Source organism: Lamprobacter modestohalophilus (genome assembly GCF_016583905.1).
GTDB classification, from domain to species: domain Bacteria; phylum Pseudomonadota; class Gammaproteobacteria; order Chromatiales; family Chromatiaceae; genus Lamprobacter; species Lamprobacter modestohalophilus.
Window position 1 is genome coordinate 35,674 of record NZ_NRRY01000032.1, and the last position, 19,880, is coordinate 55,553.

25 protein-coding genes are annotated in these 19,880 nt (G+C 62.6%); 3 read left to right on the plus strand and 22 right to left on the minus strand.

Going from position 1 to position 19,880, the window contains the following annotated elements:
- Position 1: 1 nt before the first annotated feature.
- The 3 genes from CKO42_RS17075 to CKO42_RS17085 form a co-directional block, all read right to left on the minus strand.
- Positions 2-694, minus strand: a complete 693-nt coding sequence (locus CKO42_RS17075) for a site-2 protease family protein (protein ID WP_200246641.1) — start codon at positions 692-694, stop codon at positions 2-4.
- A gap of 80 nt (positions 695-774) precedes the next feature.
- Positions 775-1,407 carry an L-threonylcarbamoyladenylate synthase gene (locus CKO42_RS17080; protein ID WP_200246643.1) on the minus strand — a complete coding sequence of 211 codons (633 nt, stop codon included), beginning with the start codon at positions 1,405-1,407 and terminating at the stop codon, positions 775-777.
- Between the two features lie 104 nt (positions 1,408-1,511).
- Positions 1,512-2,411 carry a PHP domain-containing protein gene (locus CKO42_RS17085; protein ID WP_200246645.1) on the minus strand — a complete coding sequence of 300 codons (900 nt, stop codon included), beginning with the start codon at positions 2,409-2,411 and terminating at the stop codon, positions 1,512-1,514.
- Between the two features lie 287 nt (positions 2,412-2,698).
- On the opposite strand from CKO42_RS17085, the gene CKO42_RS17090 reads away from it, so the two are divergent.
- Genes CKO42_RS17090 through CKO42_RS17100 form a run of 3 tightly spaced genes read left to right on the plus strand, consistent with a single transcriptional unit; the run spans position 2,699 to position 4,656 of the window.
- Entirely contained in the window at positions 2,699-3,457 is a 759-nt protein-coding gene (locus CKO42_RS17090; protein ID WP_200246647.1) for an inner membrane-spanning protein YciB, read from the plus strand.
- Positions 3,457-3,759: a YciI family protein gene (locus CKO42_RS17095; RefSeq protein ID WP_200246649.1), complete on the plus strand. Its 303-nt coding sequence runs from the start codon at positions 3,457-3,459 to the stop codon at positions 3,757-3,759. Before CKO42_RS17090 ends, CKO42_RS17095 begins: the two co-directional genes overlap by 1 nt.
- A gap of 42 nt (positions 3,760-3,801) precedes the next feature.
- A complete protein-coding gene (locus CKO42_RS17100; protein WP_200246651.1) occupies positions 3,802-4,656 on the plus strand; it encodes a peptidylprolyl isomerase in 855 nt (284 codons plus the stop codon).
- Between the two features lie 122 nt (positions 4,657-4,778).
- Here CKO42_RS17100 and CKO42_RS17105 read toward each other — a convergent pair whose 3' ends face one another.
- The 19 genes from CKO42_RS17105 to CKO42_RS26955 form a co-directional block, all read right to left on the minus strand.
- A complete protein-coding gene (locus CKO42_RS17105) occupies positions 4,779-5,582 on the minus strand; it encodes a carbonic anhydrase (protein ID WP_200246653.1) in 804 nt (267 codons plus the stop codon).
- A 124-nt stretch (positions 5,583-5,706) separates the two neighbouring features.
- Complete coding sequence (locus CKO42_RS17110) at positions 5,707-5,991, minus strand: segregation and condensation protein A (RefSeq protein ID WP_200246655.1); 285 nt, start codon at positions 5,989-5,991, stop codon at positions 5,707-5,709.
- Positions 5,992-6,184: 193 nt separating this feature from the next.
- Positions 6,185-8,263 (minus strand): NAD-dependent DNA ligase LigA, encoded by a 2,079-nt coding sequence (gene ligA, locus CKO42_RS17115; RefSeq protein WP_200246657.1) that lies wholly within the window; start codon positions 8,261-8,263, stop codon positions 6,185-6,187.
- Positions 8,260-9,216 carry a cell division protein ZipA C-terminal FtsZ-binding domain-containing protein gene (locus tag CKO42_RS17120; RefSeq protein WP_200246659.1) on the minus strand — a complete coding sequence of 319 codons (957 nt, stop codon included), beginning with the start codon at positions 9,214-9,216 and terminating at the stop codon, positions 8,260-8,262. The genes ligA and CKO42_RS17120 overlap by 4 nt, the downstream gene beginning before the upstream one ends.
- Before the next feature lie 78 nt (positions 9,217-9,294).
- Entirely contained in the window at positions 9,295-12,846 is a 3,552-nt protein-coding gene (gene smc / locus CKO42_RS17125) for a chromosome segregation protein SMC (protein WP_200246661.1), read from the minus strand.
- 325 nt (positions 12,847-13,171) lie between these two features.
- The gene (locus CKO42_RS17130; protein ID WP_200246663.1) at positions 13,172-14,242 is read right to left on the minus strand and encodes an undecaprenyl-phosphate alpha-N-acetylglucosaminyl 1-phosphate transferase; all 1,071 of its coding nucleotides are present in this window, start codon (positions 14,240-14,242) and stop codon (positions 13,172-13,174) included.
- Positions 14,243-14,401: 159 nt separating this feature from the next.
- Complete coding sequence (locus CKO42_RS17135; protein WP_200246665.1) at positions 14,402-14,689, minus strand: type II toxin-antitoxin system HicA family toxin; 288 nt, start codon at positions 14,687-14,689, stop codon at positions 14,402-14,404.
- Complete coding sequence (locus tag CKO42_RS17140) at positions 14,686-14,889, minus strand: type II toxin-antitoxin system HicB family antitoxin (protein WP_200246667.1); 204 nt, start codon at positions 14,887-14,889, stop codon at positions 14,686-14,688. The genes CKO42_RS17135 and CKO42_RS17140 overlap by 4 nt, the downstream gene beginning before the upstream one ends.
- Before the next feature lie 136 nt (positions 14,890-15,025).
- A complete protein-coding gene (locus tag CKO42_RS17145) occupies positions 15,026-15,283 on the minus strand; it encodes a type II toxin-antitoxin system ParD family antitoxin (protein ID WP_242479469.1) in 258 nt (85 codons plus the stop codon).
- The gene (locus tag CKO42_RS17150) at positions 15,280-15,774 is read right to left on the minus strand and encodes a PIN domain-containing protein (protein WP_200246671.1); all 495 of its coding nucleotides are present in this window, start codon (positions 15,772-15,774) and stop codon (positions 15,280-15,282) included. The genes CKO42_RS17145 and CKO42_RS17150 overlap by 4 nt, the downstream gene beginning before the upstream one ends.
- Complete coding sequence (locus CKO42_RS17155) at positions 15,759-16,097, minus strand: UPF0175 family protein (protein ID WP_200246673.1); 339 nt, start codon at positions 16,095-16,097, stop codon at positions 15,759-15,761. Before CKO42_RS17155 ends, CKO42_RS17150 begins: the two co-directional genes overlap by 16 nt.
- A 173-nt stretch (positions 16,098-16,270) precedes the next feature.
- Complete coding sequence (locus tag CKO42_RS17160; protein ID WP_200246675.1) at positions 16,271-16,474, minus strand: hypothetical protein; 204 nt, start codon at positions 16,472-16,474, stop codon at positions 16,271-16,273.
- A gap of 28 nt (positions 16,475-16,502) precedes the next feature.
- Complete coding sequence (locus CKO42_RS27425) at positions 16,503-17,045, minus strand: RpnC/YadD family protein (RefSeq protein ID WP_242479470.1); 543 nt, start codon at positions 17,043-17,045, stop codon at positions 16,503-16,505.
- Between the two features lie 90 nt (positions 17,046-17,135).
- The gene (locus CKO42_RS27430; protein WP_242479471.1) at positions 17,136-17,369 is read right to left on the minus strand and encodes a hypothetical protein; all 234 of its coding nucleotides are present in this window, start codon (positions 17,367-17,369) and stop codon (positions 17,136-17,138) included.
- A 292-nt stretch (positions 17,370-17,661) separates the two neighbouring features.
- Positions 17,662-17,946, minus strand: a complete 285-nt coding sequence (locus CKO42_RS17170) for an ElyC/SanA/YdcF family protein (RefSeq protein ID WP_200246677.1) — start codon at positions 17,944-17,946, stop codon at positions 17,662-17,664.
- A gap of 119 nt (positions 17,947-18,065) precedes the next feature.
- Positions 18,066-18,752 carry a hypothetical protein gene (locus tag CKO42_RS17175; protein ID WP_200246679.1) on the minus strand — a complete coding sequence of 229 codons (687 nt, stop codon included), beginning with the start codon at positions 18,750-18,752 and terminating at the stop codon, positions 18,066-18,068.
- A complete protein-coding gene (locus tag CKO42_RS17180) occupies positions 18,749-18,994 on the minus strand; it encodes a hypothetical protein (protein WP_200246681.1) in 246 nt (81 codons plus the stop codon). The genes CKO42_RS17175 and CKO42_RS17180 overlap by 4 nt, the downstream gene beginning before the upstream one ends.
- 232 nt (positions 18,995-19,226) lie before the next feature.
- Positions 19,227-19,646 (minus strand): hypothetical protein, encoded by a 420-nt coding sequence (locus CKO42_RS17185; protein ID WP_242479472.1) that lies wholly within the window; start codon positions 19,644-19,646, stop codon positions 19,227-19,229.
- Positions 19,643-19,880: hypothetical protein (locus tag CKO42_RS26955; RefSeq protein ID WP_207148763.1), on the minus strand; the 238-nt coding region annotated here is incomplete at its 5' end. The genes CKO42_RS17185 and CKO42_RS26955, both read right to left, overlap by 4 nt.

The following is a 19,880-nucleotide window of genomic DNA, read 5'->3' on the forward strand; positions in this document are numbered from 1 at the left end:
ATCAAAGCGGGAAATTCGCTCGGATCAGGTCGGATGCGGGAATCACCGCAAACGCCGCCTGCACAATCGGACGCAACGCGATGCCGAGCAGCCCGGGCGGCTGTCCATTCGGCAACAACAGCAGCGCGATCAAGATGAATAGCCCATAAGGCTCGAGTCGTGCAAAGCCACGCGCTAAGGGACGCGGCAGCAAGGCGCTGAGCACCCGACCGCCATCGAGCGGGAGCAGCGGGATCATGTTGAGTGCCATCAGGAAGAGGTTGATCAGCACGCCGATCAGGCACATCTGCACAACAGCACCCAACACCGCGGCCGGCACCTCGATGAGGCCTAGCATCTGCCCCATCGAATACAAGACCAACCCCCAACCGATCGCCATCAGCAGGTTCACGCCAGGCCCGGCGATCGCGACCAGCGCCATATCCCAGCGTGGATTCCGCAACCGGCGCCAGTCCACAGGTACCGGCTTCGCCCAGCCGAACAGGAAGGGCACGCCGAGCAGGGACTTGGAGGTGAGGTAGATGACCAGAGGCACCGCGACAGTGCCAACCGGATCGATGTGCTTGATAGGGTTGAAGGTCACGCGCCCAAGCTGGGCCGCGGTCGGGTCACCGAGCCGATTCGCCACCCAACCGTGGGCGGCCTCGTGCACAGTGATCGCGAACAGCACGGGGATCGCGATCAGTGCCACCATCAATAGCGTTTCCGCAATCGCATCCAAAGCGCTTAAAGCCCTCGTAAAAGAAACCGACGGAACAAACAGAGGCGACGGCGCTAGTGCTCGAAGACCGCCGTATCACCCTTGCCCTCACGCACCACGACCGGTGGCTCTTGGGTCATATCCACAACCGTCGTCGGCTGATTGCCGCAAGGACCACCATCGATGATCAGGTCGACACAGTGCCCGATCATCTCGCGCATCTCCAGGACATCGTCCATCGGCTCCTTGTCGCCCGGCAGGATCAGCGTGGTGCTCAAGATCGGCTGATCCAGCTCCGTGAGCAGCGCCTGGGTGATCGGCGTGCCTGGAACACGGATGCCGATGGCCCGGCGCTTCGGATGCAATAACCGTCGCGGCACTTGCTTGGTCGCCTCGAAGATGAAGGTATAGGGTCCGGGCGTCAACGACTTGAGCTGACGATAGGCCTGATTATCGAGGCGGGCATAGGTCGCGATCTCGGAAAGATCACGGCAGACCAGCGTGAAGTGATGCTTGTCATCGACTCGTCGGATCATGCGAATGCGATCCAGCGCTGACTTATCGCCAAGCTGGCAGCCGAGCGCATAGGAGGAGTCGGTCGGATAGACGACGACCCCACCGGACGCGAACATTTCTGCCGCACGCCGGATCAGCCGCGACTGCGGATCTTGTGGATGGATCTCGAGAAATGGTGTCGAGGTTGCCATGGGCAGCGGTAGGGTCTTCAGGCGATGCCGGGTGGTGGGGATAAGACAGCTGTTGAGAGAATCTGCGAGCACCGAGCGCCGAGCGCCGAGCGCCGAGCGGCAGCCTAGGCCAGTGGCCGATCGCAATTCGACACGCGAGTCATCACCCGCCCATGCCGATCGACGCCGGCGAAGCCAGGCTGCTCCCAGATCGGCTGGCAGCCCTCGGGCAACGCCGGTAGGCGCCCCAGCTCAAGCCACGGACTCTCAGGGCCATGATAATCGGAGCCGGCCGAAGCCAGCAGCCCTTGTTCACGCGCCCAGCGCGCAAAGGTGAAGTAATCATCTCGGCTATGGCTGCCTGAGACCACCTCGATCCCGCGACCACCGCAGGCACGAAAGTCATCGAGCAGGCGCTTCATCTTCGAGCGCGTCAGTCCATAACGCGCCGGATGCGCGATCACGGCCTGTCCGCCCGCCGCCCGAATCCAGCCGACCGCTGCTTCCAGCGTTGTCCACTCACCGGCAACATGCCCCGGCTTGCCTTTGACGAGAAAATGTTTGAACACGGAACGAAGGTCTTTCGCCGCGCCGCGCTGAACCAGGAAACGCGCGAAGTGGGTGCGCCCAACCAGCTCGCCCGAAGCCTGCGCGCGGGCACCCTCGAGCGCACCAGGCCAACCGGCACGGTCCAGACGGTCTGCGATCTCTGCGGCCCGCTGTTCGCGGTAGGCCTGCAAGCCGGCGAGGCCAGAACGCAGCGCCGCGCAGGCGGGGTCGACATCCAGACCAACGATATGAACGGTGCGCCCACCCCAGGTCACCGAAACCTCGACACCGGAAACCAGTCTCAGCCCATGCTCAGTTGCTGCCGCAGCGGCCTCGTCGAGGCCTGCGAGGGTATCGTGATCGGTCAGCGCCAGCATCTCGACACCCTGCTGAGCGGCGCGGGCCATCAGGTCGCGCGGGGCCAAGGTTCCGTCAGAGGCGGTAGAATGCGTATGGAGGTCAGGCGTCTTCATCATTCGGTCATTCTACCTGATACGCCGCAGCCACCGTGCCTGCATCGGCAATCATTGTGTTGCGGAGAGCCGCGACTAGATGACGCAACCAGATCACGCAACCAGATCGCGCAACCAGATCACGCAACCAGCTCACGGCAGGCGGCAAGGATGCTAGGATGCCGCGTCTTCGTCGACGCGGCTGGTCATTGCGCTGCCCGCCTCGCGCCCATGCTGACTGAAAATCTGCCGGTAAGCTCGCCCGGAAATCTGTCCGAAAACCTGCTCTGCAATCTGCCTGGACCCCCGCGATGAAGCTGCTCATCGACTTCTTTCCGATCATCCTCTTTTTCATCGCTTACAAGCTCTATGGCCTCTATGCGGCAACCATCACTGCCATCATCGCAGCGCTGGCGCAGGTCGCCTGGCTGCGCTGGCGGCATGGCCGTTTCGAGAAGATGCCCTTGATCACGCTTGGGCTGATCGTGGTCTTTGGCGGTCTCACGCTGCTGCTTCGCGATCCGATCTTCGTGATGTGGAAGCCAACCATCGTCAACTGGCTTTTAGCCGGCGCCTTTCTCGGCGGCAGCCTCATCGGCAAGCGACCCTTAGTCGAGCGCATGATGGGACACGCCGTCAGCGTGCCAGCGCCGATCTGGCGTCGACTCAACGGAGCCTGGATCCTGTTCTTCCTGGTCTCCGGCCTCGCCAACCTGTTCATGGTCTATATCGGGAGCGGTTTCTATGCCGCCGAGCAGGCGCTGATCGCCGCGACCGGCATCACCGCCATCGACTTGAGCGCCTGCGCCGATCAGTTCATCGGCGCGCAACAGGCGCTCTGCGAGACGGCGCATGAGAGTGAGGCGGTCTGGGTCAACTTCAAACTGTTCGGTATGATGGGTATGACGATCCTGTTCATCATCGGACAGGCAGTCTACCTCGCACGCTACATCCAGGATTCCGAGCCATCAGATTCTGAGCCATCAGATTCTGATCCATCAGAATCTGAGCCATCGGATTCTGGACCGGCGCCAACCCCATCACCAGCGACCTCCGGAGACATCCGCTGATGCTCTATGCCATCATCAGCCGCGACCGGCCTGATAGCCTGTCACAACGCCGCGCCACGCGCCCGGCGCATCTCGAACGACTGCATGCACTGCAACAGGCTGGGCGGCTGATCCTTGCCGGACCGCACCCCGCCATCGATGCATCGGACCCCGGCGAGGCGGGCTTTACTGGCTCACTGGTGGTTGCCGAGTTCAGCGACCTGCAGACCGCTCAAGCCTGGGCAGATGCCGACCCGTACGCGCTGGCCGGTGTCTACGCCGAGGTGCAGGTCAAGCCATTCCTCAAAGTCCTGCCGACTTGAGCAGGACGCGACCGTGAAACAATCAAGAAGGATAACGTTGTCATGAAACACCGCTTCATCACCGCATCACTCCTAGCCGCCGTCATCACCGCGCCTGCCTGCGCACAGGAGGCCCAAGAGACCAATAATGAGACCCTGATCGCGACCGTCAACGGTCAGACCTATCAGTTAGATCTATTTCGCGCCTATTACGGCGAGATCCTTGCGCAGCGTAACGGGCAAGACAGCCCGCAGCTGCAAGAGCAGGCATTTAACGAGTTCATGAACATGGTCGTCGCCTCGCAAGAGGGCGAAAAGCGCGATCTCACCAACAATGCCGAGGTGCAAGCAGCGCTCGCACTGCAGCGCATGATGGTGCTCTCCGCAGCGGCCCTGCAGAGTATTGGCGCCGAAACCAACCCGAGCGAAGCCGAGCTCAAGCAGGCCTACGATGAGCTCGTCGCGCAATCGCAACGCACCGAGTACAAGGCGCGTCACATCCTGCTAGACGACAAAGACAAGGCACAGGCCTTGATCGAACAGCTCGACGCCGCCAATGGCAAGGGCTTTGCCACCTTAGCGGAGGAAAACTCGCTCGGCCCAACCGCTGAGAAGGGCGGCGACCTCGGCTGGTTCGATTCTCGGCGCATGGTCAAGCCGTTTGCCGACGCCGTCGCTGAGATGGAGCCTGGCAGCTACTCGAAGCAACCGGTGCAGACCCAGTTCGGCTGGCACGTGATCCTGCTTGAAGAGACGCGGGCCGCCGAGCCGCCATCGTTCGAGCAAGCCAAGCCGCAGCTCGAGGCGCTTCTGCGGCAGCGCAAGGTGGCCGAGGCGCTCACGGAGCTGCGCAACAACGCCGATGTTCAGCTCAACGAAGAGGTGGTCACGGTGAAGGAAGCGCCAACCGAGGAATAATCAGCGAGAAGCGCAACGGGGCCGGCCCTGAGCCGGCCTTTAGACTGGTCTTTGGCTAGTCTTTAGCTGATCTTCAGCTGGTCTTGGCGTAACGCCGACCGCTTGGCGTTACCGGCGTTACGCTAATCGCCAACAGCCGCGCAGCGTCGTTCGACCTGCCGCGCGCCAACCTCCTGCAGCGGGCGGGCATTGGAGCCGACGATCTGGGCAAGCCGAGCTAGGTCTGACGCGGCAATCTCGAGCGGCGTCTCCATCACGTAGCGATGCACCCCTTCCTGGCAAGGAGGACGCGTCATCGAACCCTCATAGCGAAAATAGGCGCGTCGGGCCGGCAGCAGGAACAAGGCATTGACACCGATATTGCGCCTGTAGGCGTTCTTCCCCGCCACCAATGGCGCATTGTCGAGGATGCGTCGCAGGGTCTGGTTGGTGCGGCTACCAGCCTCGATCGGCACCGAAACGACTGCAATGTCGCCCCGATTGTTGCCATGAATCAGCTCGATCTCGCCGTCCGAGAGACGGCCATCGATCGCATGCTCGCCGGGCACATGAAAGCGAAGCTCGACCAGTTCGTAGCTGAGTCCGTCGATCACCAAATAACTGCCCCGGTCGTAGCCGAGTCTGAGCGCGTTGCCGTCGTTTACAAGGTGCAGGGAACTGCTCCGATACCGGAACCGCAGCGGGGTGCAGGGTTGAAACAGCGTCGCCGCGGTCTCAATCGGGATCGGTGACTGGAGCCGCCCGGAGGCGCAGCGGTCATAGGCGGTGTTCAGGTTGGCCCAGTAGCCCGGCCCTTGCGCACCACTGTAGGACCAATCCGGAACCGATCCCGACCCCGATAGATCGGAGCTTCGCGCCTGCCAAGCATGAGCGTTTGCCGCCAACAGCAGAAACGCAGCGCCGCTAACATAGCCGCTAACATACATGGCGCGTCGCCACCCCGGGCGATGAAGCGCTTGTTTCACGGTCACCAATGGCGTGGACAGAAAAACAGGGGCAAACCGACACATCGCCATCTCAACCTCCTGCAAATGGAAGCTCGCGCGCGCCTCAGTTACCGCCTGGCTTCTCAGTGCGTCGAATGCCTGCAATCGGCACCACTTGGGCTGATTGCGGTTGATCAACATAGTAGGGCCGATCTCCCCCCCGCCCTTCACTGTCCGCGAGCTCTTTCTCGCGCGCTGCAATCAAGGACAAGCAGGCGCGAACATCACCGATGGTGTTCTCGGACAGCGGATGTTTCATCCCAGGCGGTGGGGTCACATCCTTAACGATCGCACCGAGCGTCTTGCGCATCGCCACGAGAATCTGTTGCTCTTTGCTCAACTCAGACATCATCATAATCTCATCAGGGGTGGAGTGGTATTGACTCGGGCGGGTCCTTCCGTCATCGGCCTACATCGGCCTAGCCAAAGATCGGGACGCAAACCGCCAAATTCAGCAGTCATCGAGGTGCTTTTTGGTTGCGTGCCTTTTCGGGCTCTTTCGTGCCCTTTCGTACCCGATAGTCGCCGCTGCCAGATGCCAATCAGTCCGAATCGTCCGCGTCGTCGATCGACGCGGATTCGAGCAGCGCGCGCAGTCGATCTTCATCGATCATCTCGACCCCAAGCGCCTCGGCCCGAGCCAGCTTGCTGCCCGGATCAGCGCCAGCGATCAGCAGATCGGTCTTCTTCGACAGGCTACTAGTCACCTTAGCCCCCAGTGCCTCAAGCCGCGCCTTGATCTGCTCACGGGGCTGGCTCAGGGTGCCGGTGATCACGACCGTCTTGCCAAACAACGGGCTGGTCTCATCGAGCGCTTCGGCCTCAGCTCCCGAGGCCGGCCGCTCCCAGGTGATCGCGCCAATCTCCGGCGAGCGCAGCTTGGCGATGACCTCGCGATTGTGCGGCTGCGAAAAGAACGCCTGGATGTGCTCGGCAACCACGGGGCCAATACCCTCGACCGACAGCAGTGCCGCAACCGGAGCATCCATCAGCGCATCGAGATCGCGAAAATGCGCCGCCAGCGCGCGCGCCGTTGCCTCACCCACCTCGCGAATGCCGAGCGCATAGACGAAGCGCGCCAAGCGCGTGTGGCGACTCTTGTCGAGCGCGGCGAGCAGATTCGCAGCCGATTTCTCAGCCATGCGCTCTAACCCGCTCAGCTGCTCCTGACTGAGCTGGTAGAGATCGGCCGGGTCCTGCACCAGAACGCGCTCAACCAACTGGTCGACCAGCTTATCGCCAAGGCCCTCGATATCCATCGCCCGGCGTGAGGCAAAATGCTTGATCGCCTCCTTACGCTGCGCCGCGCAGAACAGCCCACCGGTGCAACGCGCGACCGCCTCCCCCTCCGCTCGCAGCACATCGGAGTTACAGACAGGACACTGCGCCGGCAACTGCACCGGCGCGGTACCCGACGGACGGCGCTCCGGCAGCACCCGCACCACCTCGGGAATCACATCACCGGCGCGGCGGATATACACGGTATCGCCCACGCGAACGTCCTTGCGATGCACCTCATCGATGTTGTGCAGCGTGGCATTGGAGACGGTGACCCCAGCCACATCCACCGGCGCCAGCCGCGCGACCGGGGTCAACGCCCCCGTGCGGCCGACCTGAAACTCGATCGCCTCGACGGTGGTCAGCTCTTCCTGGGCCGGAAACTTGTAGGCGATCGCCCAGCGTGGTGCGCGCGACACGAAGCCGAGCTGCTCCTGATCGACGCGCCGGTCGACCTTGAACACCACGCCATCGATCGCATAGGCCAGCCGCTCACGGCGCTCAGCCATCGCCGCATGATAGGCCATACAGCCATCAAGCCCCTCGACAACCCGCTGCTCAGGCGAAACAGGCAGCCCCCAGCCGGCGATGCGCGCCAGGCTGTCGCTGTGGCTATCGGACCAAGGCGCCCCCTCGACCGCGCCCAGGCCATAACAAAACATGCTCAACCCGCGCGCGGCGGTGACCCGTGAATCGAGCTGGCGAAGACTTCCGGCAGCCGCGTTGCGCGGATTGGCAAAGGCCTTGCCGCCCTCGCGCTGGGCGCGGGCATTGATGGCGGCGAAACGCTCATAGGTCAGGAAGACCTCACCGCGCACCTCCAACAGGGCCGGCCACTGGCGATCAGCCTCGGAAGAACGCAGGCGCAGCGGGACCGATTGGATGGTCCGTACCTGGGCGGTCACGTCCTCGCCGCGATGACCATCGCCGCGGGTCGCGCCTTGGACCAGGACCCCATCCTCGTACAGCAGGCTGACCGCAAGTCCATCCAGCTTCGGCTCTGCTGAGTAGCGCACCTGCTCGAGGCCCAACCCCTCGCGCACTCGGCGATCGAACTCGCTCAGCTCCTGCTCGTCGAGCGCATTGTTCAACGACAGCATCGGCAGCCGATGCTCAACCTCGGCGAAACTCTCCAGCGGCGCGGCACCGACCCGCTGCGTCGGCGAGTCTGGCGTGACCAGCTCCGGATAACGCGCCTCTAGCGCCTGCAGCTCACGCAGGAGACGATCGTACTCGGCGTCTGGAATCTCCGGATCATCGAGGACGTAGTAGCGATAATTATGATGCTCGAGCTCGCGACGCAGAACCTCAGCCCGCTCCCGATCAGAGGCCGGCACCGTCATCGGCGAACCGCTGGCTCATCATCGCCGTTCTCAGCATCGGCCGGCCTGGAACCCCCGCTTCGCCTGGAGCCCTCGCTTCGGCTCGATCCATCGCCGCTGATCAACGCATCCGCACGATCGTTGATCAAGCTGAGCAGCTCGATCCGGTAGCCTTCCCAAGCGTCCTCGTCGAACGGACAACGGTTCGGCAGCAGCAGGTCGGCGCCAAGCTCATCGGCCATCGTCCGAGCGCTTTGCACAAACTCGTCGTAGACCATCAGGTCGCTCGGCATCCCATCAAGCTGAGTGAAGAGCGCCACCCCGGGCGTGGTGAAGCGCTCCATCGAATCGAACGGAAAGGTTCCCGGATTGACCAGATTGGCCATACTGAAGAGCGCACGCTCGCTGCTGCGATCGAGGTTGCGGCGATGATAGATGTCCATCTCCCCCGGGGTCAGGTGCTGTCGCTCGGCGGCCGCCTGCACAGCCGAGCCGTCGAAATGTTGATCGCGAGCGACCAAGAACAGCTGGACCAGCAGACCATCTTCAGTCGTCGCCGGGCGCGACGACGGGCGTTGCTCCTGCATCGAGGATGATGTCACTGCCTTGACCCGCTCGGGCGCGTCTAAGCCGCTGCCACCGGCTCGCGCAGGCTCGGCATCATCCGCGTTGGGATCATCCGCGCTGGGATCATCATCCGTCGCCGCAGACGCACTAGCGACATTGGCGCTACGGTGCGCCCCATAAGCAGCATCGGCATCAGAGGCAGCCTCGTCAAGCGTCACCTCATCGGCGACACGTCGCCCAAAGCTCGGCTCGCGGCGCCACGCAGCCGCCGACCGCTGACGCTCGCGCTTGTCGAGATCATCGGGCTGAGTCTCTCCCTCGATCCGCCGCCGCTCCCAATAGTACAGGGCGACCAGCAGCAAGGCGCCGAGGATGATCAGAATGATTCTCAGAGTGCCAGCATCCATGGGTTCACATCCGATGCAGAGTTGTTTGTCATTATATCAGCGCATTCGTAGCACTTGTTCGGAAGGCCAAGCCCGGGGTCAAGAGGCAGCCACCATGCGCGCGGCCTGCTCGACATCGACCGAGACGAGGCGCGAGCAGCCGGGCTCGTGCATCGTAATCCCGAGCAGCTGATCCGCCAATTCCATCGTCACCTTATTATGGGTGATGAAGATGAACTGGATCTGATCCGACATCGAGCGCACCAGCTCGCAGAAGCGTCCGACATTGGCATCATCCAGCGGCGCATCCACCTCGTCGAGCATACAGAAGGGTGCCGGATTGAGCTGGAAGATGGCAAACACCAAGGCCACCGCGGTGAGCGCCTTCTCACCGCCCGAAAGCATGTGGATGGTCGCATTGCGCTTGCCCGGCGGGCGCGCCATGATCGAGACGCCGGTGTCGAGCAGATCTTCACCCGTCAGCTCCAGGTAGGCATTGCCGCCACCAAAGACGCGCGGGAACAGCTCCTGCAGACCGCTGTTGATGCGATCGAAGGTCTCCTTGAACCGACTCCGGGTCTCACGATCGATCTTCCGGATCGCCGACTCGAGCGTCTCCAGCGCAGTGCTGATATCGGCATGCTGCTCTTCGAGATAGCGCATGCGCTCAGACTGCTCTTGAAACTCATCGATGGCGGCCAGGTTGATGTTGCCGAGCCGGCCAATGCGCGCCTTGACCGCTTCCAGCTCGAGTCCCCAGCGCTCGACAAGCCCATTGTCGGCGAGCTGCTCCGCGAGCAGCTCCGGCTGCATCGCGTCGAGCACCGCCTGCGGTGAGGCCTCTCGCGCGCGCAGCTGTTCTTCAACCGTCTGCCGCCGCACCAGCAGCTCTTGCCGCTGCAGGCGCGCGGCATCGAGCTCCTGCCGTACCGCGTTGAGCGATTGCTCGAGCCCATGGCGGCGCTGCTCGGAGGCACGAATCTGGGCGTCGACCTCCTCCATCCGCTGGCGCGTCGCGTTCAGCTCTTGCTCGACCAGCAGGCGTTGCTCGAGCTGCTCATCCAGGCGCTCCTGCTGCTCCAGCGCGGGCTCCGCGGCCTCGGTCAGCGCTTCGGCCAGCTCATCGCGGCGCGCCTCGAGATTGGCGACACGCTCGCTGGCACGCTCGAGATTCGCCGCCAGCCCGGCCTGCGACGCACGCCGCGTCTCGGTGGCAACCTCCAAGCGTTGCACCTCATCGCGCAACAGTGTCTCTTCGCGTCGCAGTTCGGTCACAGCGGAACGCCGCGGCTCGCGCTCAGCGGCCAGGCCATCGCGGCGCTCGGTCAGCTGCTCGCTGCGCTCGAGGGCCGCATGCAGACGCTCCCGGCCAAGCTCCATCGCCTCCTCCATCTCGGCGCAGCCTTCCTGCAACGCCAGTTGCTCATCGGCCAGCGCGGCGCGGCGCTCGCGCAGATGGGTCAAGCGCGCCCGCGCCGCACCTTGCTCCGCATCCAGTGAGGCCCGATCCCGGCTCAAGCGGGCAAGATCCTCATGCGCATCGTTGCGCGCCTGCTCCAGCTCGACGCGACGCAGCGCCAAGACCTCCTGTTCGTCCGCCAGCCCTGCGATTACCTCTTCGAGCTCATCAGCAGCCAGCACAAGGGCCTTCATCTCCTCTGCCCGCGCGATACTGCCACCGACATCGGTCGCATCCTGGGCGCCTTGCCCCGGCGCCTTGACCCAGCCGGGCCCAATCAAGAATCCATCGCGGGTAACGATGCGTTGTCCCCCGCTCAGCTCCGGACGCCGAGCCAGCGCCTGCTCGCGACTCTCAGCCACATCGATGCCCGCTAGCAACTGCGCCAAGACCGAGGGGCCGCGCACCAGGGCCGCCAGCCCCGATGTGCTAGCCGGCGCCGCGCCGACCCCGTCGACCTGGGAGGCATCGTTCTCGAACAGCATCAGGGCCTCGCTCTCGAGCGAGCGCACCAGCACGTCCAGCTCAGCGACCGAAAAGGCCGCGAGCGCGCTGCTCAAGACCACCTCGACCGCGGTCTCCCAACCAGCGGTGACCTCGATCTGATCCAGCAAGCGCGGCGCCTGGGTCAGATCGCAGCGATCGATCCAGGCCGCAACCGCCTCATCCGGGTTCTCCAAGGCCGCATCCTGCAGCGCCTCGAGCGAGGCCAGGCGACCGCGGGTGGTCTGCAGCTCGGTGCGGGCGGCATCGAGACGCCCACTCAGCTCGCCCCGCGTGGACTCCGCCTCGCGCAGCGCCGCGGCCGCGCGCTCTTGGGCGTCAGCGGCGAGACGCAGCCGCTCATCGAGCCCATCAGACCGCTCATCGAGCGCGGCCAAGCGGTCTTCCAGCTCGCCGGTCTCGAGCCGGCCCATTTCGTCATCGATGCGGTTGTTGCGCTCGCGATCTTGCGCCAGACGCTGCTCGAGATGATTGAGGGTTGAGCGTTCGTGCTGCGCCTCGGCCGAGGGTGCGGCGATCTCGAGCTGAATGGCATCCCAGGCCTGCTGCCAGGTCTCCAGCTGATCTTCGGCCTCAGCCAGCCGCTCGCGCAGGTCATCGAGGCGTTCACGCCCCTCTTCGAGCAATGGGATGTCCCGCTCGAGCTCCGCGTCCAGCTCGGCCTGGCGCGACTGATCCCGCTCCTGCTGGCCGCTAGCCTCATCCAGCTCACGTCGCACCGAGCCCAGCTCGCGCTCCTGGCGCTGCCGGGTCTCGGCCGCGAACTGCAACGCCTGCTCGAGCCGGGCGATCTCGGAGCCAGCCGCGTACCAGCGCCCCTGCACGCCGTTAAAGGCATCCGAGACCTCGCCATGCAATGCCCGCTGGGCCTCGATCTCGGCCTCGAGCCGGCGCAAGGCTGTCTGATCGGCCTCCAGCCGCACCTCGGCCTCGCCGATGACCCGGTCCTGACGCTCCAGGCCCTGATCCAGTTCACGCCACTGCAGCGCGGCCAGCTCGTCGCTCAAGCGTCGCTCGTCCTCTTTCAGGGCGCGATATTTGACTGCGGTCGCGGCCTGACGCTCGAGATGCTGAAGCTGCTTGCCGACCTCATCGCGGAGATCCTGAAGCCGCTCCAGGTTCTCGCGCGTATGGCGCATGCGGGTCTCGGTCTCACGCCGCCGCTCCTTATACTTGGAGATCCCGGCCGCCTCCTCGATGAACAGCCGCAGCTCCTCCGGCTTGGCCTCGATAAAGCGCGAGATCATCCCCTGCTCGATGATCGCGTAGCTACGCGGTCCGAGCCCGGTACCGAGAAAGAGGTCCTGGATATCGCGTCGCCGACAACGAGCGCCGTTCAGGAAATAGTTCGACTGACCATCGCGCGAGACCTGTCGCTTGACCGCGATCTGTGCAAAGCGGGCAAACTCACCACCGGCGCGGCCATCGCTGTTATCGAACACCAGCTCGATATGGGCCATCCCAACCGGCTTGCGCGAGCTGCTGCCGTTGAAGATGACATCGGCCATCGACTGACCGCGCAGCATCTTCGCCGAGCTCTCGCCCATGACCCAGCGCACCGCATCGATGACATTCGACTTACCACAGCCATTCGGCCCGACCACGCCGACCCGATTGCTCGGGAAGGGCACCGTCGTCGGGTCCACAAAGGACTTGAATCCAGCCAGCTTGATCTTTTCCAGTCGCATCGGCGAACGATACTGGAGGCCTCAGTGGCCGACAAGCAGCATTTGTTTCAGGGGATTCTAGTGCAATGACGAACCCGCTAACGCAGATGGCGATGCGGTTCCCGTCGATCGCGCAGAACACGGACGATCTCAACGCAACGCTTGGTCGAACGATAAAAACGATGCCCTAAGCCTGCTTGCCAAAGCGGTGGATCTCCGTCGCTGACAGCGCCAGCGGCCCGGGCACCATCAAGTGCCGGCAGGCAGCGCGGATTTGACGTCTTGGAGAACGAGGCACCAGGTAGGTCGGCGCCAACCAGAGTGTAGATTGAGGTGTCAGCTTTCACTAGACGGTGGCTGATATTACCGCCGCGCGAGCGTGCGTCTTAAGCGCCGGTGAAAGCACGGCAAACGTGATTGTAAGACGATGTAGCAGAGGAAGGTGGCGAGTGCTAGATAGAATAACGCGGATTCGCTGAGTCCGATGAGACGTGCAATTTGAGGCGTAATTGCAAAACCTAAGGCGAGCACAAGTAATGATAGCGAGCGCTTTGCGGGGGCTGCCGCTGATGCGAATCAGCAGGTGGTGGAGATGGTGGTGGTCGGCGGTGAACGGTGAGCGGCCTTTGCGCAGACGCCTTCCCATCACTGCGAAGGTGTCCATCAGCGGAATGGCGACGAGCCAGAGCGCCGCTACTGGGGAGATGCCAGAGGGCGTCTGGGTGGCATTGATCAACGCCCAGACGACGAGGTAACCCAGCAGCATGCTGCCTGCATCGGCGAGGAAGATTTTGTGTCGTTTGAAGCCGGGCAGCTCGAGATTAATGGCGAGATATGGCAACAGGGTTGCGACGATCACAGGGATTAAAAAAAGCATAGTGCCTGCATGCCCCGGGAGTTCCAGTAGCACGCTGATCAGCGCGATTAGCGCCAGACTACCGGCAAGTCCATCGATGCCGTCGATCATGTTGAAGGCGTTGATCAGCCCGACGACGGCAAACACCGAGATCGGCACCGTTAGCCAGCCAAGTCCGACAGGACCAAACCCGAATAGGTCACCAAGCACCCGCAGTTGGACCCCGGCACCGAGCACGAGAATCAGCGCCGCTCCGGCTTGCGCGAAGAGGCATACCTTGTAGCCAAGATTGAAGCGGTCATCGAGCGCACCAACCAGGACCAAGATAATGGCGCCGAACAGCCCATAGGCCAAATCGGCCGGGGGCTGGTTCTGCACGAGGTGAAGAAGCGCCGCAAGAAACAGCCCGACGAAAATGGCGAGGCCACCAATCGTAGCGACAGAATTGAGGTGTATTTTTCGTCGATCGCCGGGATGGTCAATGAGACCGAGGCGTGCCGCGAGCGGGTGCAAAAAGTAAACCGTGCCAGCAGTCATGACCGTGGCGACACCGAGTTCCATCATAAGCTTTAATTCCTGTGCTCCAGTGTTGGCGAGTGCTGGCGAGTCCTAGCGAGTCCTAGAGACAGCCACAACTTCAGTACATTGTACCCGAATCTTCCAGCAATTTAGGAACGGGTTCGGGATCTGATTCGCCGTTCGGCGGTGGCTGCGCCGGGCCTATCTGTCTGTGCTCAAGACATCGAAGGTGCGGCGCGACAAGCAAGTCGAGGGCACGAATCCGGTGTTTCCGCGTCGCTCGGGATTCGGCGTATCATCGATGTCGGCTATCTTCATCAGACTGCGCAATAACCCAATCTTCAGTGCTGTACTGCCATGAACCGGCACAGAAATGCGGGCGCCGCTTCCGGGCCGCGCATAGATGTGGTGAGAGCCCTGGATACGTTTCAGAACCCAGCCGCGTTGCTCGAGCAGCTTGCACAGCCGCTTGCCGCTGATCGCCTTCACACGGCGATCTCTAAGACCCTATCGCCCGGTGTCAGCTGAATATCCTCTAAGTCAACCGACAAGCAGCCCTCGACAGCCTCGTAGAGATTGGTCAACAGCTCGTCGAAGCTCTCTCCCTGCGTGACGCAGCCTTCGATCGACGGCACCTCAGCCCAAAAGCCGCCCTCTTCTGCCTCATGAATCAGTACCTTGAGTTTCATCGCTTACCTCTTGGCTTCTTGTCAGAACGCGCAGCCACCACAACCTCCAACACCCCCAACATCTTCACCGCCAGCGCACTGCGATCATGGGACTTCGGCCAGCTCGCCGCGGGAGAGATGACCAACGGATGACGACTCATGCCGGTCGATTGTCCTGGAGGGCGTCGAACAGCCAATCCAAGCTGCGTTTGGAATCAACCGCGATGCCTTCACCGCGATCAAGCTGCTGAAGCCCGATCTGGAGCTGTTCGCGCAGGTGTGCGAGCTTGATGTCCTGAACCCAGGCCTCGTGGGCATCCATAAAACGCAAGGCTTCACGAATCACTTCACTCGCGTTGTTATACAGCCCACTCTCAACCTTAGCTCGGACACGATTTTCCAGCTCAGGCGTCAATGAAACCCGCATGGCGATGTCCGGACCTGCTCCAACAGGGCAATCGAGACGCGGTAGCCGACATCCGACATCTGCTTAATGGACGCCTCCGCGCTCTGAATCAGCCCGCGCCGTTCCGCCAGATCGAGCAGCCGAACAGATCCGACGACGTTGAGCCCCTTGCGCAGCGCATAGCGCCTCGCGAGCCGGTCGTCTAGGATCAGCAGGGAATGCTCCTGGTCTTCCAGGGCCAGTCGGATCGAATCGCTTTCACCAAGCCCCAGGCTGGGGGTCAGGGGCACCGATTCCCCTGAACCTGCCTCAACAGCCAGCCAGCCGTCCCGGATGGATGCAGTGATCCGTTGCGCGTCGACCACCTCGGCCACCAGACACTCGTCCCGCACCGAGGCAGTGATACAGATCCGCGAAAACAACGCCCGCGGGATGAAAAGTCCGTCGATTCCAGCAAATGCGATCAGTAGTCCGGCGTCGGCGATTACGACGCGAGCCATCGATCCAGGTCCGCGGCGTCGTGCTGGGTGGTTTCGTCACAGCGCACGACATCGATACCCAAATCAGCCAGGTACCGAAGATACGCCTGCGTGACCATACCGCTCAGCCGCACGGCCCCGCCCAAAGACAGTGTCCCATCTTTGAAGAGTGACGCGGCCAAGGCCGGTCTCACCGACTGCACCCCCTCGGCAACCGACTTGTCCAAGTGCACGATCAGCGCGTTCGGCTCGTCGCCTTTTAGCACCAGCACGGGCGACTCTTCGGCCTGGCGCAGCGCGAGAGAGGGATTCTTCTTCAGATTTCTGACATTCGTGGCGTGCATCGATCGTCTCGCACTGCATAAAGCTCAATCAGCTTAGCGTAGCCTACGGCTCGTAGGCTACGTTGTCGAGAGACGCACCCATTACATTTAGACGTGCCCCGCTTCAACCGCCCAGCCACGCCACCAATACACCCACCACCCCAGATACTCCTTCAACGCCCGCGTGCTTGCCGCTAGCGCGCCCGCATCGGGTAGCCAGCGCAGCGGATGGGTGGGCCCAACTCCGCATGCTCCGCCTCGATCGCACGGCCAAGCTCACGCATCGCCGGTGTCGGCTCCAGTGGCACATGGACCGTCAGCGCCGACTGCTGCGGAATCAGTCCTGGGGCTGGGTTGAGAAAACCGTCGTCCCGGCCGGAATGACGGAGGGGATTCATTGTCCGGCGTGGCGCCATGCCCTGAGCCTTAGTGAAAGATCGTCTCCGGGGTCTCGGCGCTGAGGATGCGTTTCGACCACTGCAGCAGTTGCTCGGGCTCGGCGGCCGTGATGCGCTCGCGGTAGGCATCAACGCTGTCTGGTCCGAATTTCTCTTGTAGCAGCGTTAGCAAGATGAGGGCTTCGCCCTGCTTGACGCCCTTGTCGATCCCAGCCTGTTCAACGGTGGTGACATACGGCATACGTTGTTGCTCCTCGTAGGCATAGAGTGCTTGGCGGAAGTCTGCTTCCAAGTGCGCAGGTAAACGGATCATCCAGTCGATCAGTCGGAACAGCTCCAGGATCAGTGCGCGCTCATAGCCGCGCTGATACATCAGGCGGATGAGACGGAATTTCCAGCCCTTGAGCGTGTCGGCATCATCGGTGACCTTGGCGCGGATCTGGGCCATGACCACTAGGGCGAAGACGTTGTCGCTGGCTTCCAGCTCGGCCCAACGTTCTGGCTGAGTGTAATCGAGCAGTTTGACCATCGGAAACCGGAACGCGATCCCGCAGTCGGTACTGATAGACAAACATCCGCTCGCTGAAGCCGCGCTCGGCGTCGCCTTGGACTTCGATGTGAATCAGGACATAGAGATCGGCACCGTCCTTGGCACGCACTTTCACCAGTTTGTCGGCTTGGCGCCGACCGCTCGGGCACTGTCGGCGCTGATCTGTTGCAGTTCCTTGTCGAGAAAGTCAGGCCTCAGACTCCAGTCGATCTCGGCATGGATCGCTGGGAACAGCAGCGCGAGGAACTCCGGAAAGAAGCGCTCGATGGCCTCCTTCCAAGGGCTATCGTAGTCGCTCTTCGCTGATCCGGAAGGGGATGGGGATGGGGTCTGCGTGTTGGCCATGGGGCGAGTGTAGCGGATGGCGCCTCAGTTGGTGAGAGTGCACAAGCTCGTCGTCCCGGCCGGGAAGCCGGGACCTAGGCCAGGGACGGTGAGCGGGCAGCAACCTGCCGAGCTTTGGTGTTTGCTGCGAGGTTGCTGTCCCTGCGCTGGATTCCGGCTTCCCGGCCGGAATGACGGAGGGGTAAGGGCCGGAATGACGGAGGGGTAAGGGCTGGCATGACGGAAGGGCAAGTGGCCGGAATGACGGAGCGCGAGTTGCCGGAGTGGCGGAATCAGTGTTGTCTCGACAGCCTCACTTGCGCAACTGCACCTGCACCAAGTACCCCAAGAACTCCTTCAGCGCCAGCCCGCTCGCCTCAAGCGCATCAGCGTTCGGCAGCCAGCACTGAAGGCCGCGACAGCTGCTGATGGACCGATAATCCGCACCAACCGGCACCACATCAAACCCCGCCTGCTCGAAAATCGCCGCCGCACGGCGGAGATGCCAGGCGGAGGTCACCAACAACACCCGCCAGTGCGTCGCAGGCTCCAGCAGCGCGCGTGTGTAGGCCGCATTGGCCTTGGTGCAGCGGCGCACAGCCCGATCAGCTCCAAGCCGAGCCCCGTCACCAAGACACCGAGCCGGCGTGTGCGCCAGACCAAGGCCAGACCGATGAGGCCGAGCAACAGCCCGAATGAGAGCGGCATGACTAAATTTCAGCCTCCCGCAAACCACGCGAGCGCACCACCAGCCAATGCACCGATGGTCGCGGCCATCACGCTGACCCAGAAAAGCCGGTGATCATTTCCCAGTTGTTCTCGCTTCGCCTTGGCGACGTACTCATCGAGCAAGGGTGCACAACCCAGCAGCTCATCATAAAAGCACTTGGCCTGAGTGACGTCTTCAACATAGCGATCGAATGTGGCACTGATCTGGCGGCCAACATCCTTACCGGCGCGATGCTCAGCCACCTGTGTGCTGAGCCGCTCCAAGTCACGCTTCAGCCGCCAGTAGTCAGGCACCACTTGCGACAACGCCTCTAACGGATACTGGCTTGCGATCTCCGCGATCTTGACGCGCAGCGATAACAGCGCGCCATCCAGCGCATCGAAAGCGGCACGATAGACGTGACCTTCGGCTTTGCTGAGGTTGTTGCTGCAATAGGCTTGATCATCATCACCTGGCGATCGACTGGCATCAAAGCGCACACTGATCGCCCGCATCAGATGATCGAAGGCGTCGCGTAACTCTTTGATGATTTGCAGATTGGACCGCGCATCGGGGTCCACTTCTTCGGCGTAGAGGATCAGCGATTTAGCTTCGCTGTAGAGTCGCGAGAGCGCGGCCAACCGATCGGCCTCCTCTTCGGTGAAGCCAGGGCGACCAACGCCTGTATCGGTCACGGCAGACGCACGGCCTGCATGTTGCGGATGTGCTCGGCGTATTCCTTCACGGTGAAGTAATGCCCTGCATTCAGGCGCACGGACCCTCGGTTACGATCGGCGTAGAGCGCCGCTTTGTCGCGGTCCACATCGGCTTCAGCCGACAGCGCCTGATAGGGACGTTCTTGAAGCTCGGAGAGCGAGGTTGCACCCAGCGTCCTGCAGATGGTTTCTTTTGTCTTTTCAGAGAGTTGAGCGGACATAACAGGTTTGCCCTCCGGTTGCTTTAAGGCGCTGCGACACAGATGCTGTTATTGGCCAATCGTGGAGTTTAGCAGAGTCGACCGCCTACCAGCCTCCTCGGTGCCCCACCCTCACACCCGAGACCGCTTAGCAACCCGGCCGCCACCACCGGCAGCGAGCAGACGCCGATCAGCCCCAAGCCGACACCCGCCACCAACACACCCTCGTCATCCCGGCCGAAATCCCCCCTCCTCAGCGGCGCACAAACTGCGGCAGCTTAGACAGGTTCTTCCACGCCAGTGCGCTCAACGCCCCCAGGGGACCCGTACCCGGCGGACCACCTTGGCCCTGCCGGCGCAGGATCTGATAATCCTCCCAGGACTTTTGGGCGATCTGCTTCAGGTTGCGGTTGCTCTTGCCACCCAGGCGCATACGCACCAGCACCTCCGGCACATAGACCACCCTGCCCTGCCGAGGCTCAGATCTCTGCTCGTGCCGATCCCCCTGCCGATACCCCTGCCCATACCCCGGCCCCTCCAGCTGGCTGAGCACCCGCAGCATCAGGTCATAGTCCGCGGCGATATCGGCATGCGACTGAGCCGCCATCGCGTCGAGGCAATCGTCGATGGTTTGCACCGCGTTACACAGCGTGGTGATCACGGACATCTTCATGCCAAGATCAACTCCTGAGTCCAGTCACGATTCACGATGACGACTGCGTTGAGAAAACCGTCGTGCCGATTCATGCCTCCGCCGTCCCGGCTCATGCCTCCGTCGTGCCGGCCGGGAAGCCGGGACCTAGGCCATGGATGGTGAGCGGGCAGCAACCTGCTGAGCTTTGGTGTTTGCTGCGAGGTTGCTTTCCCTGCACGGGATTCCGGCTTCCCGGCCGGAATGACGGGGGAG

Coding starts and splice junctions, on each gene's coding strand:
- CKO42_RS17075 (WP_200246641.1), bottom strand. CDS start 694: ATGGTGGCACTGATCGCGATCCCCGTGCTGTTCGCGATCACTGTGCAC.
- CKO42_RS17080 (WP_200246643.1), bottom strand. CDS start 1,407: ATGGCAACCTCGACACCATTTCTCGAGATCCATCCACAAGATCCGCAG.
- CKO42_RS17085 (WP_200246645.1), bottom strand. CDS start 2,411: ATGATGAAGACGCCTGACCTCCATACGCATTCTACCGCCTCTGACGGA.
- CKO42_RS17090 (WP_200246647.1), top strand. CDS start 2,699: ATGAAGCTGCTCATCGACTTCTTTCCGATCATCCTCTTTTTCATCGCT.
- CKO42_RS17095 (WP_200246649.1), top strand. CDS start 3,457: ATGCTCTATGCCATCATCAGCCGCGACCGGCCTGATAGCCTGTCACAA.
- CKO42_RS17100 (WP_200246651.1), top strand. CDS start 3,802: ATGAAACACCGCTTCATCACCGCATCACTCCTAGCCGCCGTCATCACC.
- CKO42_RS17105 (WP_200246653.1), bottom strand. CDS start 5,582: ATGTATGTTAGCGGCTATGTTAGCGGCGCTGCGTTTCTGCTGTTGGCG.
- CKO42_RS17110 (WP_200246655.1), bottom strand. CDS start 5,991: ATGTCTGAGTTGAGCAAAGAGCAACAGATTCTCGTGGCGATGCGCAAG.
- ligA (WP_200246657.1), bottom strand. CDS start 8,263: ATGACGGTGCCGGCCTCTGATCGGGAGCGGGCTGAGGTTCTGCGTCGC.
- CKO42_RS17120 (WP_200246659.1), bottom strand. CDS start 9,216: ATGGATGCTGGCACTCTGAGAATCATTCTGATCATCCTCGGCGCCTTG.
- smc (WP_200246661.1), bottom strand. CDS start 12,846: ATGCGACTGGAAAAGATCAAGCTGGCTGGATTCAAGTCCTTTGTGGAC.
- CKO42_RS17130 (WP_200246663.1), bottom strand. CDS start 14,242: ATGGAACTCGGTGTCGCCACGGTCATGACTGCTGGCACGGTTTACTTT.
- CKO42_RS17140 (WP_200246667.1), bottom strand. CDS start 14,889: ATGAAACTCAAGGTACTGATTCATGAGGCAGAAGAGGGCGGCTTTTGG.
- CKO42_RS17150 (WP_200246671.1), bottom strand. CDS start 15,774: ATGGCTCGCGTCGTAATCGCCGACGCCGGACTACTGATCGCATTTGCT.
- CKO42_RS17155 (WP_200246673.1), bottom strand. CDS start 16,097: ATGCACGCCACGAATGTCAGAAATCTGAAGAAGAATCCCTCTCTCGCG.
- CKO42_RS17160 (WP_200246675.1), bottom strand. CDS start 16,474: ATGAATCCCCTCCGTCATTCCGGCCGGGACGACGGTTTTCTCAACCCA.
- CKO42_RS27430 (WP_242479471.1), bottom strand. CDS start 17,369: ATGGCCAACACGCAGACCCCATCCCCATCCCCTTCCGGATCAGCGAAG.
- CKO42_RS17180 (WP_200246681.1), bottom strand. CDS start 18,994: ATGTCCGCTCAACTCTCTGAAAAGACAAAAGAAACCATCTGCAGGACG.
- CKO42_RS17185 (WP_242479472.1), bottom strand. CDS start 19,646: ATGAAGATGTCCGTGATCACCACGCTGTGTAACGCGGTGCAAACCATC.